The sequence below is a fragment of the Alicyclobacillus hesperidum subsp. aegles genome (assembly GCF_027923525.1).
GTDB lineage: Bacteria > Bacillota > Bacilli > Alicyclobacillales > Alicyclobacillaceae > Alicyclobacillus > Alicyclobacillus aegles.
Window position 1 is genome coordinate 48,169 of record NZ_BSBJ01000072.1, and the last position, 14,510, is coordinate 62,678.

At 54.6% G+C, this 14,510-nt stretch carries 15 protein-coding genes; 13 read left to right on the forward strand and 2 right to left on the reverse strand.

What is annotated here, in order from left to right:
- The first annotated feature begins 24 nt into the window (after positions 1 to 24).
- The 7 genes from rplQ (at position 25) to QMF38_RS13680 (ending at position 4,692) form a co-directional block, all read left to right on the forward strand.
- Entirely contained in the window at positions 25 to 390 is a 366-nt protein-coding gene (gene rplQ / locus QMF38_RS13650; protein WP_040288553.1) for a 50S ribosomal protein L17, read from the forward strand.
- Entirely contained in the window at positions 390 to 1,196 is an 807-nt protein-coding gene (truA, locus tag QMF38_RS13655; RefSeq protein WP_281759740.1) for a tRNA pseudouridine(38-40) synthase TruA, read from the forward strand. The genes rplQ and truA overlap by 1 nt, the downstream gene beginning before the upstream one ends.
- 80 nt (positions 1,197 to 1,276) lie before the next feature.
- The gene (rplM, locus tag QMF38_RS13660) at positions 1,277 to 1,720 is read left to right on the forward strand and encodes a 50S ribosomal protein L13 (protein WP_058095304.1); all 444 of its coding nucleotides are present in this window, start codon (positions 1,277 to 1,279) and stop codon (positions 1,718 to 1,720) included.
- A 15-nt stretch (positions 1,721 to 1,735) separates the two neighbouring features.
- The gene (gene rpsI, locus QMF38_RS13665) at positions 1,736 to 2,128 is read left to right on the forward strand and encodes a 30S ribosomal protein S9 (RefSeq protein WP_040288554.1); all 393 of its coding nucleotides are present in this window, start codon (positions 1,736 to 1,738) and stop codon (positions 2,126 to 2,128) included.
- 138 nt (positions 2,129 to 2,266) lie between these two features.
- Positions 2,267 to 3,031, forward strand: coding sequence for an N-acetylmuramoyl-L-alanine amidase (locus QMF38_RS13670; protein WP_281759741.1), 765 nt, complete (start codon positions 2,267 to 2,269; stop codon positions 3,029 to 3,031).
- 20 nt (positions 3,032 to 3,051) lie between these two features.
- Positions 3,052 to 3,528 carry a hypothetical protein gene (locus QMF38_RS13675; RefSeq protein WP_281759742.1) on the forward strand — a complete coding sequence of 159 codons (477 nt, stop codon included), beginning with the start codon at positions 3,052 to 3,054 and terminating at the stop codon, positions 3,526 to 3,528.
- A gap of 63 nt (positions 3,529 to 3,591) precedes the next feature.
- Positions 3,592 to 4,692, forward strand: a complete 1,101-nt coding sequence (locus tag QMF38_RS13680; protein WP_281759743.1) for an Mrp/NBP35 family ATP-binding protein — start codon at positions 3,592 to 3,594, stop codon at positions 4,690 to 4,692.
- Between the two features lie 81 nt (positions 4,693 to 4,773).
- Here QMF38_RS13680 and gerD read toward each other — a convergent pair whose 3' ends face one another.
- The gene (gerD, locus tag QMF38_RS13685; protein WP_281759744.1) at positions 4,774 to 5,439 is read right to left on the reverse strand and encodes a spore germination lipoprotein GerD; all 666 of its coding nucleotides are present in this window, start codon (positions 5,437 to 5,439) and stop codon (positions 4,774 to 4,776) included.
- Positions 5,440 to 5,523: 84 nt separating this feature from the next.
- Positions 5,524 to 6,258: a polysaccharide deacetylase family sporulation protein PdaB gene (gene pdaB / locus QMF38_RS13690; RefSeq protein WP_058095300.1), complete on the reverse strand. Its 735-nt coding sequence runs from the start codon at positions 6,256 to 6,258 to the stop codon at positions 5,524 to 5,526.
- A gap of 221 nt (positions 6,259 to 6,479) precedes the next feature.
- Between pdaB and QMF38_RS13695 the strand changes: the two genes are divergently transcribed.
- The 6 genes from QMF38_RS13695 to QMF38_RS13720 all read left to right on the forward strand — a co-directional run bounded on the left by QMF38_RS13695 (position 6,480) and on the right by QMF38_RS13720 (position 14,418).
- Positions 6,480 to 7,172, forward strand: a complete 693-nt coding sequence (locus QMF38_RS13695) for an SGNH/GDSL hydrolase family protein (protein WP_281759745.1) — start codon at positions 6,480 to 6,482, stop codon at positions 7,170 to 7,172.
- Positions 7,173 to 7,256: 84 nt separating this feature from the next.
- Complete coding sequence (gene cdaA, locus QMF38_RS13700; RefSeq protein WP_006445812.1) at positions 7,257 to 8,078, forward strand: diadenylate cyclase CdaA; 822 nt, start codon at positions 7,257 to 7,259, stop codon at positions 8,076 to 8,078.
- Positions 8,075 to 9,277 carry a CdaR family protein gene (locus QMF38_RS13705; protein ID WP_281759746.1) on the forward strand — a complete coding sequence of 401 codons (1,203 nt, stop codon included), beginning with the start codon at positions 8,075 to 8,077 and terminating at the stop codon, positions 9,275 to 9,277. The genes cdaA and QMF38_RS13705 overlap by 4 nt, the downstream gene beginning before the upstream one ends.
- A 63-nt stretch (positions 9,278 to 9,340) precedes the next feature.
- Positions 9,341 to 10,681 (forward strand): phosphoglucosamine mutase, encoded by a 1,341-nt coding sequence (gene glmM, locus QMF38_RS13710; protein ID WP_281759747.1) that lies wholly within the window; start codon positions 9,341 to 9,343, stop codon positions 10,679 to 10,681.
- A 324-nt stretch (positions 10,682 to 11,005) separates the two neighbouring features.
- The gene (gene glmS, locus QMF38_RS13715; protein ID WP_281759748.1) at positions 11,006 to 12,835 is read left to right on the forward strand and encodes a glutamine--fructose-6-phosphate transaminase (isomerizing); all 1,830 of its coding nucleotides are present in this window, start codon (positions 11,006 to 11,008) and stop codon (positions 12,833 to 12,835) included.
- Between the two features lie 398 nt (positions 12,836 to 13,233).
- Entirely contained in the window at positions 13,234 to 14,418 is a 1,185-nt protein-coding gene (locus QMF38_RS13720; RefSeq protein ID WP_281759749.1) for an MFS transporter, read from the forward strand.
- Positions 14,419 to 14,510 lie beyond the last annotated feature (92 nt).

The window sequence follows — 14,510 nt, forward strand, 5'->3', positions numbered from 1 at the left end:
GACGTTTGAAGGAGGGATAACGGAATGGCTTACCGCAAGTTGAATCGTACGTCGTCGAACCGGAAGGCTCTGTTCCGCAGTTTGGTGACGGATCTCGTGCTGTACGAACGTATTCAGACGACAGAAGCGAAGGCGAAGGAGCTTCGTTCTATCGCTGAGAAAATGATTACCCTCGCAAAGCGTGGGGATCTGCATGCTCGCCGTTTGGTTGCACAGTACGTACGTCGAGAGTCTTTGGGACTGGATGGAGAAGGTCCAGACGCCATTCAGAAGCTGTTTAGCGATATCGCACAGCGGTACCAAGACCGGAACGGCGGTTACACCCGTATTGTGAAGATTGGGCCACGCCGCGGCGATGCTGCGCCGATGGTCGTTATTGAGCTTGTTTGATGGCCGATAGCATTAGGGAAAGCCGTGGGAACCGGATACGCCTTGTCGTCGCATACGATGGCGCCGGTTTTCACGGCTTTGCCCGTCAGGATGGGCTGCGTACCGTGCAGGCCACGTTGGAAGAAACGTTGACACGCATGCTGAGTACGCCCATCGAGGTGCACGGGTCTGGACGCACGGATAAGGGTGTGCACGCGCGTGCGCAAGTCGTTCATTTCGATTTGCCTTATGGTCCACCTGCAGAGCGGATGGTTTATGTTCTACGGCGCCGCTTACCAGCAGACATCATACCGCTATGGGCGGATCGGGTGGACACCGGGTTCCACGCGCGGTTTTCTGTGGTTCGTAAAACCTATCGCTACCTGTTATATCGAGGTGCGACACCAAATCTGTTTTTGTATCGGTTCAGCTGGCACGTGCCAGGTGTGCTTGGTGTAGAGGCTATGCGGGAAGCAGCGGCACACCTGCTTGGCCGCCATGATTTCACGTCGTTTTGCGCCAGCGCGACGCCGCAGGAAGACAAGGTGCGCTCGCTCTATCGGATCGATTTCGTCGAGTCACCCAATCGGTTGGCGATTGAGGTTGAAGGAAGCGGTTTTTTGCAGTACATGGTGCGGATCATTGTCGGCACGCTGGTGAAGGTTGGCCAAGGTCGTGAGAGAGCGGATCGAATACCGGCCATTCTGGCGGCGAAGGATCGCCGGTTGGCGGGCGAGACCGCGCCACCACATGGCCTGTGTCTTTGGAATGTCGAGTATCCGCCAGAGTACGGCGGGAAAGTTGTTGATCCGGAAGCGGATTTGTAATAAAATTGTGCAGGTATATTTGACCCACTGACTCCCCCGTTACGCCAGTTGGTCAAATTGAGGATCCGGAGGGAATCTGAATGCGTACGACGTACATGGCAAAGCCCGGCGCGGTTGAGCGCAAGTGGTATGTCATTGACGCCGCTGGCTGGCGCGTGGGCCGTTTGGCTACACATATTGCGTCTATTCTTCGCGGCAAGCATAAACCTGAATTTACACCGCACGTTGATACGGGTGATTTCGTCATTGTCATCAATGCGGACAAAGTCGAATTCACGGGTAAAAAGTTGCAGGACAAGAAGTATTATCGCCACTCTGGTTATCCAGGCGGTTTGAAGGTCACGACGGCTCAGGATATGTTGCAAAAGCACCCCGAGCGCGTGTTGTATTACGCGGTTCGCGGTATGCTGCCGCACAATACACTTGGACGCGCCCAGCTGAAGAAGCTGAAAGTGTATGCTGGTCCGGAGCATCCGCATGCTGCACAGCAGCCCATTCCACTCGTACCCGGTACGAAGGAATAAAGGAGGGACAGAACCTTGGCACGTTTGCAATACATGGCAACTGGACGCCGTAAGACGTCTGTCGCTCGCGTACGTCTTCTCCCGGGCGACGGCAATATCGTAGTCAATAAGCGCTCGATGGACGAGTATTTTGGTCTGGAAACGCTGAAGTTGATTGTAAAGCAGCCGCTTTTGTTGACGGAGACGCTGAGTCAGTATGACGTTTATGCTAACGTCTACGGCGGTGGTATCTCTGGACAGGCCGGTGCTATCCGCCACGGCATCGCACGCGCGTTGCTGAAAGTGGATCCGGAATTGCGGCCGACCCTGAAGAAGGCTGGTCTGTTGACGCGCGACGCACGCATGAAGGAACGTAAGAAGTATGGCTTAAAGGCCGCACGGCGCGCACCACAGTTCTCGAAGCGCTAACCGAGTTTGTATCGATTATCCCTGCTGTCTGCATGAATTTTGTGCAGGCAGCTTTTTTGTTGCTCTCTTCGTTCATGGTTTCCGGTTCGTCTGCACAAACTGAGCAGAGCGAGCATGTCTGACGAAGGGAGTAGGAGAATGTTTAGCAAACAGAGACACCTGCCAGTGTTGATTGGTGCGATGGCATGCATGCTCTCCGCCTCCGCGGTCGTACCAATGACACAGGCGAGTGCATGGTTTTATAAACATGCGCATACCGTCAACAGTGAGGCTGCTCCTTCGGGTATTGCTGGCAAGACCATTGTCGTCGACGCCGGGCATGGGGGCAAAGACTCCGGGGCACGAGGCATAGGCGGTCTCCAGGAAAAGGACATTACATTGGCAGTCGCGCAACGTTTGATTGCCTACTTGCAGCAGGCGGGCGCAATCGTGGTGGCGACCCGGACGACAGATGTCGATCTCGCCACCGACGAGGATCGCGCAAACCGACGTCGTCACCTCGGAGACTTACGAGGGCGGATGAACGTGGTTCGCAAGCAGAAGATTGACGCATTTGTTTCCATTCACTGCAATGCTGCACCATCCGCGGACTGGCATGGTGCACAGGTGCTCTATTTTGCGACAAACGATCACGCTAAAGCGCTTGCTAGCCTCATGCAATCCGAATTTCGCGAAGAATTGCTGCCGACCAAACGCGAGATCGAGTCCAATCGCTCCTTGTATCTGTTGAAGCGCATTGAAGGACCAACAGTACTGGCGGAGATTGGTTTCCTCACGAATCCGCAAGAGGCTATGGCGATGCGTACGGCGTCGTACCAAGACAAGGTTGCCTTCGCGATGTACCAGGCATTGGTCCGGTACTTTAGCGATCCATCCGTGGCCAAGGCGGCTGAGAAATTCTGAGAAGCCAAGGGGGCGGCGATATGAGGCGTCGGCGCAGAGCAAGGTCCTGGATGTATTGGCTGATGCTGGCGGTTGTGTTCTTTGCCGTCATTCGCTTCATCGGCCCACTCGCGGCCGACGTCGCGGGACGCCCCCATTCAGCGGTGCGTGATTCGGTCAGCCAACACGCCGCGCCGGTGCTCGAACTATCTGCGACCGGCTGGACCTGGAACGGCAGGCCGGTCTACCGCGTACAGAATCTCTCCAACCGTGTGCTTTCTCATGTAAGTATCACAAGCTGGCAGGGAGATCTTCTGCCGCTATTGGCCATTTCCCGAGAATCTCCGAAGCACATGCCGGAACAGCCGTTGGCCCAGCCACCCTATCAAGTTCCTCCTGGTAATTCTGCTTGGTTTGTGGGCGAGGATGAGGGGCGACCGCGCTATGTCGTTTCGTGGCTCGCGAACGGCGAGGAAGCGTACGAAGTAGTGACCACGCGTTTGGTTTCGCCCGCCTGATGATGTACACTAATGCTATTGGAATAGGTAGTGCGCAAACATACTTGGGAGGTTGTCGCACGAGTGGTTACACGTGAGCAAATCATAGAAGCGCTCCGGGACGTACAGGATCCCGAGGTTCATAGAAGCATCGTCGAGTTGGATATGGTACAAGCTGTTGAGATCGACGGCGGTCGAGTGAGTGTTGAAATCTTGCTGACCATTCGCGGTTGTCCACTAAGTCATGTCATTGAGGACGAGGTGAAAAAGAGGCTGCTCGCTGTTGCTGGTGTCGAGCAGGTCGAAGTTCGCATCAGCCACATGACGGACGAGCAACGCGCGGCGTTTGCCGCAAAAGTTCGCAGTGTCGGCCAAGCCGCTGGTGCCAACGCCGGGCAGGCTGCACTTCCGCCACTTTTGCAGGGAAAAGGCACACAATTCCTCGCGATCGCGTCCGGCAAGGGCGGTGTTGGCAAGTCGACGGTTACGGCGAACCTCGCTGTGGCCTTGGCGAGACGAGGTGTCAGAGTGGCGCTCATCGACGCCGATATTTACGGCTTCAGCATACCCGTCATCTTTGGCATTCAGGACCAAAAACCGGCCACGATTGAGGATTTGATCATGCCGGTGCAGGTTGAGGGCGTTAAAGTGATTTCGATGCAGTTCTTCGTTCCCAAGGACACGCCTGTCGTCTGGCGCGGCCCGATGCTTGGCAAAACCCTACGCAGCTTTTTTGGCCAGGTTCATTGGGGTGACGTGGATCTTGTGTTGCTTGATTTGCCGCCCGGGACGGGGGACATAGCACTTGATATTCACACGCTGTTACCGCAAAGCAAGCAATTGATTGTCACGACGCCACAGGCTGCCGCTGCAGAGGTCGCAGTTCGAGCGGGTCTGATGGGCGTGCGCACCAATCATGAGGTGATTGGTGTCGTCGAGAATATGGCGTACTACGTCTGCGATTCGTGTGGAGATCCGGCATACATCTTCGGTCGGGGCGGTGGTGAGCGCGTTGCATCGCAGCTGAACACAACCCTACTAGCCGAAATCCCCATTGCCAATCTCGACGTTCAAACGCCGGGTATTTTCACGCAGGATTCGTTGCAAGGGCAGGTCTTCGACAAGCTTGCGAGCCGCGTCGCCGAGGCGATGGGGATTGGTCAGGTACAGCAGTCGCACGCGTAATTCCCCAACGTTTCAGCAACATAAACGGCCGTCAAGAGGGCATAGGTGCTCTCAACGACGGCCGTATTTTGTATCGAATCGTCAACTGCCGGATGATTCGCCCTGACTACTATTTTCCGATCCCGATTTACCTTGTCCACCACCGCCTTCGCCTCCAGCCGTTGCTTGTCCCGCTTGCATGGCCTTTTGCACGGCTTGTTGAACAGTTTCCTGAAACTGGACTTGAAAGGTCGGCGAAGTCATTGTTTGTAAAATAACTTTTTGCAAGTCGGATCGAAATTGGGGACCTTGCATCATCGTCTGCAGGTTTTTCGTAAAATCATCCGATTGTAGCAGCACCAGCATATCCTGCTGAAAGCTGGGATCCTTCATCAGGTTTTGCACGGTGGACTTCAGTTCCGGTTGTGCAGCCTTTGCAAGTGCTGCCGCAAAAGCAGGATCCTTTGCGGCCTCGGTCAAGAATGTCTGACTTTGTTGCGACTGGATAAACTGCGTCAATGCTTGCTTCACGTCGTCTGGGGAAGCAATCAATTGATTTTTAAACTCGGGATTCTTCAATGTATCGAGAAGTGCTTGCTGGCCTTCTTTGGAGTTCAGTATATCGACGACCATCTGTTTGGTTTGGCTATAGTTGCCGCCGCCATCGGTCGCACCGCTGACGTCAGCGCCCGCATTGGTAATACCGCATCCAGTGACAATTAGGGCGCACAGCCCGATTCCGGCCAAGCGCACAGCTTTTCCGCTCACGGCAGCCCCTCCCCGCGACAGGTTTGTACAGTCAGTATGTGACATGCACCGCCGGGCTATCCCATGATTTCGACTTCTGTCTGCTCAGCGGACGTTAGAGGAAACCTTTGCCCCTGCCAACAATTCTGAAACCGTTACAAACTGGTACCCTTGGTTACGCAGTTGCGTGATGATTTGAGGAAGCGCCTCCACAATTTGCTTCGATGAATCACTCGCATGCATCAGAATGATGTCACCTGGAACGACACGCTTCGTCACACGGCTGACAATGTTTTGCACGCCAGGATTCTTCCAGTCGAGTGAGTCGGTATTCCACTGAATGACCGTGTAGCCCATGTTGTTCAGGCAACGCAAGACGCGCGGATTGAAATCGCCGTTCGGTGTTCGAATGAGCTTCGTCTTGACGCCAGTCACTTGATAGATGGATTTTTCGGACAAGGCAACTTGTTCGCGAATCCAGCTGTCGGGGTAATTCGAGAAATCTTTGTGCAGGTTGCCGTGGTTGCCAATTTCATACCCCATGTCTTTGATTTTCTTCGCAATTTCAGGATGATGCAGCGTCCATGGCCCGCTCAAAAAGAATGTCGCCTTCTTCACGTTCTGTTGTTTAAGAACGTTCAGAACCGGTTCTGGCACTTTGTTGCCCCATGAAATATCAAAGGTCAAAGCGACAACCTTCTCTTTCGTATCCACCTTATAGATGGCCTTTGGCTGATTGGGCTGCGTACTTGCCGCGGAAACCTGGGGACCAATACCGCACCCAAACGCGACAAGACACGCGGCTAGTGCGCTCATGAGCCAGCGCCGAATCGATTTCATATGCGGTTCAACCTCCTTTAATTCTCTGGGAAGTGTTTGCACTCGTCGCGGCGGATATACCGAATCGCGCGTACCGAGGGCCGGATGGCAACTGGTATAGCATGACCTGTGCGAACAGATTGATGTGTTACGGGAGGACTGCATTTTCTGGGCGACTTTTGTGACCACTTCGCGCGTAAGCCCATAGCTTACATCAGTACACGATGCTGGGGGGGCTACCAATGCTCATGCTTGCGCTCGGAGATTCCATTACATATGGATACGGCGCCACGACGCCCGAGCACAGTTTTGCAAAACTCCTGCAGAAACAGTTTGCCAAGAACGTTCGCGCAACCTTGCACGTGCAAGCGAAACCAGGGTGGACATCACGTCAGTTAAACCGTTCATTGCGCGAGTTGCCCACATGTATCTTTGACGAGGCCGAGATCGTCACGCTGATGATTGGCGGAAATGACTTGTTAAAGGCAGCTCCATTCTTGTTGACCGGCAGCACGGACAGAATCGCACAGGTCTGTGAGCGATCGCGCGAGGAGATCGAGGAAATTGTCGAGTGTGCGAACCGCTCGTACAATACATTTGCACTCGCGACGTTGTATAACCCGTTTCCAAACTTCGGTTTAGCCGAACAAATCACGAATCAGTACAACGACATGCTGCGTACAGTCGCAGCGCGCAATGGTCTGGTACTGGTCGAGTCGCAAAAGTCATTCCGTGGTCGCGAACAAGACTACGTCGAAAATTATCGAAACGGACTATTCCGCGACATTCGCCTTTTCCGCAATCCGATTCATCCAACCGATGCCGGCCATCACGCGTTGTATCAGGCTTTTTACCGGGCTCTGCAACGCGCGCGGGCGCGCGAGCGCGCCAAGGCACAGCGCCGGCGCCTCAATCGGCAAACGCGTCGCGCTTAACACACAACGCAGGGATGGACTTGACTCGCTCCTGCTTGTAGGAAACAATGGGTAGGAGAATCCCCGATCGTTGGGTGGATGGTTATGGACGCATGGCTCTCGGCAATCCGCGGTTTCGGGTTTAAAGACGTGATCGATATCGTCTTTGTCGCCTTTATGATCTATTATCTCCTGTTGCTCATCCGCGGTACGCGAGCGGTGCAACTGCTCAAAGGCGTGATCATTGTCATCATGGTGACGATGATCAGCAGTCTTCTCAATCTCTCTGCATCCAATTGGTTGCTCAACAAAATCATCGAAATCGGCCTGTTTGCGATCCCGGTCGTATTTCAGCCTGAACTTCGTCGCGCGCTCGAACAGCTCGGGCGCGGCGGCCTGTGGAATATCAACCTGTTACAGCAGGAAAACGACCACATGGCGCATACGGTCAACGAGATTGTCAAAGCGGCGCAGGTTCTGGCCAAGACGAGGACGGGAGCGCTCATCGTGATCGAGCGGCAGACGGGTTTGAACGAATATATCGAGACGGGCACGACGTTGGAAGCGCGTGTGAGTTCTGAACTTTTTATCAACCTGTTTATTCCGAACACACCGCTGCACGATGGCGCAGTCATCGTGCGCGGCATGCAGATTGTCGCGGCGGGATGCTTTCTGCCATTGACGGAGAATCGCTCTTTGGACAAGCAGCTCGGTACGCGCCACCGAGCGGGTATTGGAATTACCGAGCAATCGGATGGCGTTGCCGTGATTGTTTCGGAGGAGACGGGAGGCGTTTCGGTAGGCGTCGACGGTGTCCTGCATAGTCATCTTGACGAAGGTGCACTGAAGGAGTTGTTAACAGAACTTCTCGTACCTCGCCGCAACGGTGCGCTTTCGTTTTGGAGCAGAAAGGCGGAGTCGCGATGATGGATCGGTTTTTGCGCAATACCACCGCGCTTCGCATTCTCGCGCTCGTGCTTGCATGTATATTATGGCTGGCGGTGCACGCGCCGCAAGGCGGATCGAATCAGGACAAGGGCGGGGTTACGCAAACATATCCGCTCTCGGTGCATATCGAAACCAGCAACGATATGGTTGTTACCTCACCAGAACCCTCGGCGACAGTGCGGGTGACAACGAGCTTGTTGCGCGTGCCCTCACTGCCAGCGGATATGCTTAAAGCGCAATTGGTGGCAAACGCACAAGGCCTTGGTCCTGGCACGGAAACGCTGCATGTTGCCGCGATTAACATGCCAAGTGGCATCCGCTCATACAGCATTTCACCGGCTACTATCACGGTCGTCCTCGAGCAGAAGGAAACCGTGCAACGCTCTGTTTCGCTTCAGGTGATTGGCACGCCGCAGGCTGGATATACACTGGGCCAGTTCAACCCGGGATCCATTGCGGCGAACATCAGCGGAGCGGCTTCGGCCGTACGCTCGGTCAAACATATTGTTGGTACCGTCGATATCACGGGTCTCAGTCAAACCACGACGAAAGTCGTGCAGTTAGAACCTGTCGATGCGTCTGGGAGGGTGGTTCAGTCTGTGAGCGTGAGTCCGGCATCGATTTCGGTGACTGTGCCTATTGCGGCATCCACGGAAGCCGTCAACCTCACGCCCGTGATTACGGGCACACCCGCGCCTGGATATGCAGTTGCAGGGGTAACGCTTGCAACGACCCAGGTGACGGAAGTTGGGCTTTCGGCCGCTCAACTTCCCAAGGCGGGGCTCGACGTACCGGTCGACGTGAACAATCTCTCACATGATGTTTCCATGTCTGTGCCCATCCCGCTCATACAGGGCATGACGAGCGTTTCACCGTCGACGGTGACGGCGGTTGTGCAAATTGAGCCGTCCGCCACACTTGCCTTACAGAAGCTTCCGATTCAAGTGCAAGGAGGAAACCAGGCGTCGCTGACGGAGGTAAATTCAGTCGATGTGGTACTCAGCGGCCCGGAGAGCGTGTTGCACGCCATTTCGCAAAATCCGTCGCAAGTATATGCCTATGTCGACGCAAGTAAGGTGAAAAGCGGAACAGCTTCGTTACCCATTCAAGTCCATGTACCAGCCTATGTCGACGTTGTGAACTTGTCGGTGCACTCTGCACAGGTTGCCATACAGTGAGTCTTTGCACGTCAAACGTTCTGTGGCACAATGTTGAGGTCATAAGAGAGGAGCGTATGGTCGTTGGGACGTTTGTTTGGTACGGACGGTGTCCGCGGTGTAGCAAACAGCGAGTTGACACCAGAGTTGGCGTTTCGCCTCGGCCGCGCGGGCGCGTATGTATTAACCAGTCGCCGGCCTGGGGCGCGCATCGTCGTCGGCAAGGATACGCGCATTTCGGGCGATATGCTCGAAACAGCCCTGGTCAGCGGCATTCTGTCCATGGGCGTCGATGCGTTGCGTCTAGGGGTCATCAGTACGCCCGGCGTAGCTTACTTAACCAAGCACCTGCGCGCGGATGCGGGTGTGATGATTTCAGCTTCGCACAACCCAGTTGCGGATAACGGCATTAAATTTTTCGGCGGCGATGGATTTAAGCTGCTCGACGAGACGGAAGACCGGATCGAACAATTGCTCGAGGATGGCGCGCGGGATCTGCCCCGACCGACAGGCGACAAGATTGGCCGTATGTATGATGAACCTGCTGTGGAGACATATATTCGCTTTCTGCTCAGCACAGTTCAGGTGCGCTTCGACGGTTTGCACATTGTCCTCGACTGCGCCAACGGAGCAGCATCGGCCATCGCTCCGGAAGTCTTTCGCAGGCTGGGGGCGACCGTCACGGTCATCCATGCTATGCCTGACGGGGTCAATATCAACGTCGGCTGCGGCTCGACGCATCCGCATATCGTCCAACGCGCTGTCTTAGCACATGGCGCGGATGTCGGCCTATCGTTTGATGGAGATGCCGACAGACTCATTGCAGTAGATGCAAGTGGCGAAGTTATTGACGGTGACTTTATTATGGCTATCTGTGCCCGTGCGATGAAGGCAAAGGGCCTGCTCCAAGGGAACAAGCTCGTCGCAACCGTCATGAGTAATCTGGGCTTTGTCAAGGCGATGGAGGCCGAGGGCATCGACGTATTGCGAACCGCCGTGGGAGATCGCTACGTCATGGAACGCATGCGCGAAGACAATGCCGTGCTTGGCGGCGAGCAAAGCGGGCATATCATCTTCCTTAATCACACGACGACGGGCGACGGCATTTTGACGGCAGTGCAATTGGTGCAAGTGATGGTCGAGGCCCAGCAGCCGCTGTCGCAATTGCGGCAGGTCATGAAGCGCTATCCACAGTTGTTGGAGAACGTTCAGGTTCGAGACAAGCGGGCTTGGCGCGAGAATGAGAGAATCCAAAATGCTTTGCGGGCAGCCGAAGAGGCACTCGGCGAGAGCGGGCGCGTGTTGGTGCGCGAATCCGGAACGGAACAACTTGTACGTGTCATGGTCGAAGGCCCAGACGATAAGCTGTTACGTAAAGTCTGTGGCGAGATCGTCAAAGTAGTCGAGGCAGAGTTGGGGGTTTAAACCATGGGCGGGGGCTTGTCATGGGCCCCGCCGCTTATCCCTTCATATCCGTGAAAGGGGGAATGTGGAGCGAACGAAGTAGCACATCCGAGATAGGCGAGTAAAATGTCGCATGCACCTGTGAATCTTTGCACGCAGGGGCATTGTCCAACAGCGCCTGGACTGCAGCTGCAAATGCGGTGCAGTTGACGCGGAGGAGGTTGGCGAAGCATTCGGCGGGTGCCTCCCGGCGTTTTCCGATCACGCCGCAAGCAAAGCCTGAAAACCATCGGGCGACCGATGCGACAAGGGTGAGCAGATCGGCTAAGGAGGATATGACTATTCATGTGTGGGATTGTCGGCTATATCGGCCCGAGGAATGTTAAGGATGTCGTCGTCGGCGGATTGGCGAAGCTCGAGTATCGCGGATATGATTCTGCGGGGATTGCGGCCATCGACCACGGCAACATCAAGGTCGTGAAGTCTGTTGGGCGGCTCGCGAATCTTGAAGCGAAGCTCGCAGACAGCCCTGTCGATGGCCAGGCGGCCATTGGCCATACGCGCTGGGCGACGCATGGCAAACCTTCGGACGAAAACGCACATCCGCACCAGGACTGTAGCGGCAGGTTCGCGATTGTGCACAATGGTATCGTTGAAAACTACCTGTCCTTACGGGATGAATTAGTAGCGGCTGGTCACGAATTTCGCTCTGAAACGGACACGGAAGTCGTGGCACACCTGATTGAAGAAATGTACAATGGCGATTTGTTTCAGACGATGATCGCTGTCGGCAAACGTATTCGCGGCGCCTACGCGCTCGTCGTGATCGCAAAAGATCACCCTGACGAGATGATTGCGATCCGCAAGGCCAGCCCGATGATTATTGGGCTTGGCGACAAGGAAAACTTTGTTGCCTCCGACATTCCAGCGATTCTCGAATACACGCGTGACATTTACGTGATGGAAGATGGCGAAATGGCCATCCTGCGGCGCGACGGTGTCGAGTGCTTTACACTGAATGGTGAACCTGTCAGCAAAGAGGTCTATCGCGTCACTTGGGACGCAGTGAGCGCAGAGCGCGGGGGTTATCCGCACTTCATGCTCAAGGAAATCCACGAACAACCAAAGGCTGTCCGCGACACGTTGCGCGGCCGCGTCTCCGATGATCTAAACCGGGTGACGCTATCTGAAATTGGGCTCGACGAGGAGCAAATCCGCAATATTGACCGGATTCACATCGTTGCCTGCGGTACGTCGTGGCATGCTGGCCTCGTCGGCAAGGTAGCCATCGAGCAGTTTGCGCGGATTCCGGTCGATGTCGAGATCGCATCTGAATATCGCTATGCGGATCCAATTGCAACGGAGAACACGCTGATTATTGCGATCACGCAGTCGGGTGAGACGGCTGACACGCTTGCGGCGATGCGCGAGATGAAGAAGCGCGGATTGCGCGTATTGGCCATCACGAACGTCGTGGGTAGCTCGGCGGCGCGCGAAGCGGACAGCGTGATCGTCACGTGGGCCGGGCCGGAAATCGCGGTTGCGTCAACCAAGGCATACACGACACAGCTTGCGGCGCTATACTTGCTTGCTGTGCACTTTGGACAGGTGCGCGGACAAATTGACGAAACAGTGGCGCACGAAATGATTGAAGCACTTGACAACCTTCCGCAGGTCGTGGAAGCGGTGCTTGATACGGCGCCGCAAATTGAGTCGTTTGCGCAGCGCTATGCACATGCGCACGACACGTTCTTCATTGGCCGTGGCATTGACTATGCGGTATCGCTTGAAGGTGCTTTGAAGCTGAAAGAGATCTCGTACATCCACGCCGAGGCCTATGCCGCGGGTGAATTAAAACACGGCACGCTCGCCCTCATCACCGATGGCGTGCCAGTCGTCGCGATCGCGATGCAGCCGGATCTGTACGAGAAGACAGTGAGCAACATTGTCGAGGTCAAGGCCCGCGGTGCGTTCGTTTTGGCCTTGACTTGGGTGGGCAACGAGGACTTGGAGAAGGCGGTGGATGAAGTCATTTACCTCCCGAAGACATTGCCTGCGTTGGCACCGATGGCAGCAGTCATTCCGCTTCAGTTGTTGGCCTATTACGCAGCGGTGGCTCGCGGTAATGACGTCGATAAACCGCGGAACCTCGCCAAAAGCGTCACGGTAGAATAAGGCCTTTGATTCGGGTGGGGTCATTTGTGTTTGCAAATTGAAGTTCTTCCCCGCGCAAAATGAGTTGTACTCTGCGTGAAATACGTCGTTCCCTACAGCACGGGTGGATTCGGGTGAGGAGCCTGGATTCGCCCGTGTTTTTTGATGCCTGAGAGTGATGGGCGGGGGGTGAACGGGGGTTGAGGCGGGAGATGGCGAGGGAAGAAATTGATTTGACGGGTACAAAACGCCACGAAAATACCTGATCGCGCAGAGGGGAATCAATAAATTGGTTTGCGCGTGATATACTTTAATGAGTCGCCGCTGGAAATGCCAGGGGGCATATCCCCAAGCGACATATTTGGAGGCGTCATCGTTGGGGCTTCGAGGTCATTGTCGCGTTTGCATGCTATCGATTTTTGAAGGAGAGGTTTGACACGTTTCGGTTTCTGAAACGCAATCCAGTGATTTACATCACAGGGCTGGTCAGCTTGTTTACGGATTTGTCGAGTCAAATGATCGTCCCGCTCTTACCGTTGTTTCTGGTATCCGTACTTCATTCTCATGTAGGCAATGTCGGTCTCATAGAAGGATTCGCCGCAAGTATTGCGAGTGTACTAAAATTGTTTTCAGGTTGGATATCGGATCGAATTGGAAGCCGAAAATGGCTGATGGTTGCGGGATATGGCATCTCAAATATCGTAAAGCCATTTTTTGCAGTCAGCAGTTCATGGGGACAAGTGTTTGTTCTTCGGTTTGTTGAGCGTGTTGGAAAAGGGGTGCGAGGCGCACCAAGGGATGCGCTGATCGCGGACGCAACCACTTCAGCCGAGCGTGGCAAGGCGTTCGGTTTTCACCGTGCCATGGATACGTTTGGAGGAGCTTTGGGACCGCTTCTGACTTTCATCATTCTGCTGATTCACCGAGGTGGGTATCGGACTGTATTTTGGCTCTCCGCTATTCCTGGAATTATCGCCATTGTCGTGATTTTGGCGTTCCTCAAAGAACCACATAAAGCCAAGTTGGAGAAGTCTAGCACATCACTGCCCAAGATTTCGTTTCGTGGGCTAGATGCTCGGTTAGTGCGTTTTACACTCATTGCTACCTTATTTGCCATCGGGAACTCGTCCGACGCATTTTTGATACTGAAAGCCCAAACTGTTGGCATTGCCGTTACGCTCATTCCCCTGATGTACTTCGTGTTTAACATGACATACAGTCTTGCATCAGTGCCCATCGGATCACTGTCTGATCGGATTGGACGGCGCAGTGTGCTTATTGGAGGGTACATCATTTTTGGCTTGATTTATCTTGGATTTGGCTTTGCCCATCAAGAGATATGGATTTGGGTGCTATTTATCATTTACGGACTTTATTATGCGGCAACCGAGGGAGTTCAAAAGGCGCATATCGGTGACTTAGCGAGACAAGGAGAACGCGGTACATCAATAGGAACATTCAATGCGCTGACTGGCTTGGCGGCATTGCCGGCAAGCGTCATACCAGGCTACCTATGGCAAGCGTTTGGAGCCGCCGTTGCATTTGGGTACAGCGCGGTGATTGCACTGAGCGCGGCAATTCTCCTGATCGTCTTACGAGCATAGCATTCATGGAGGAAGAGGAAGAGAGGGGTAAAGGAACTCGTGACGCATTGTTTGGAACATGGAGGTGTATGTGTTTATGCGGATCTACCGAA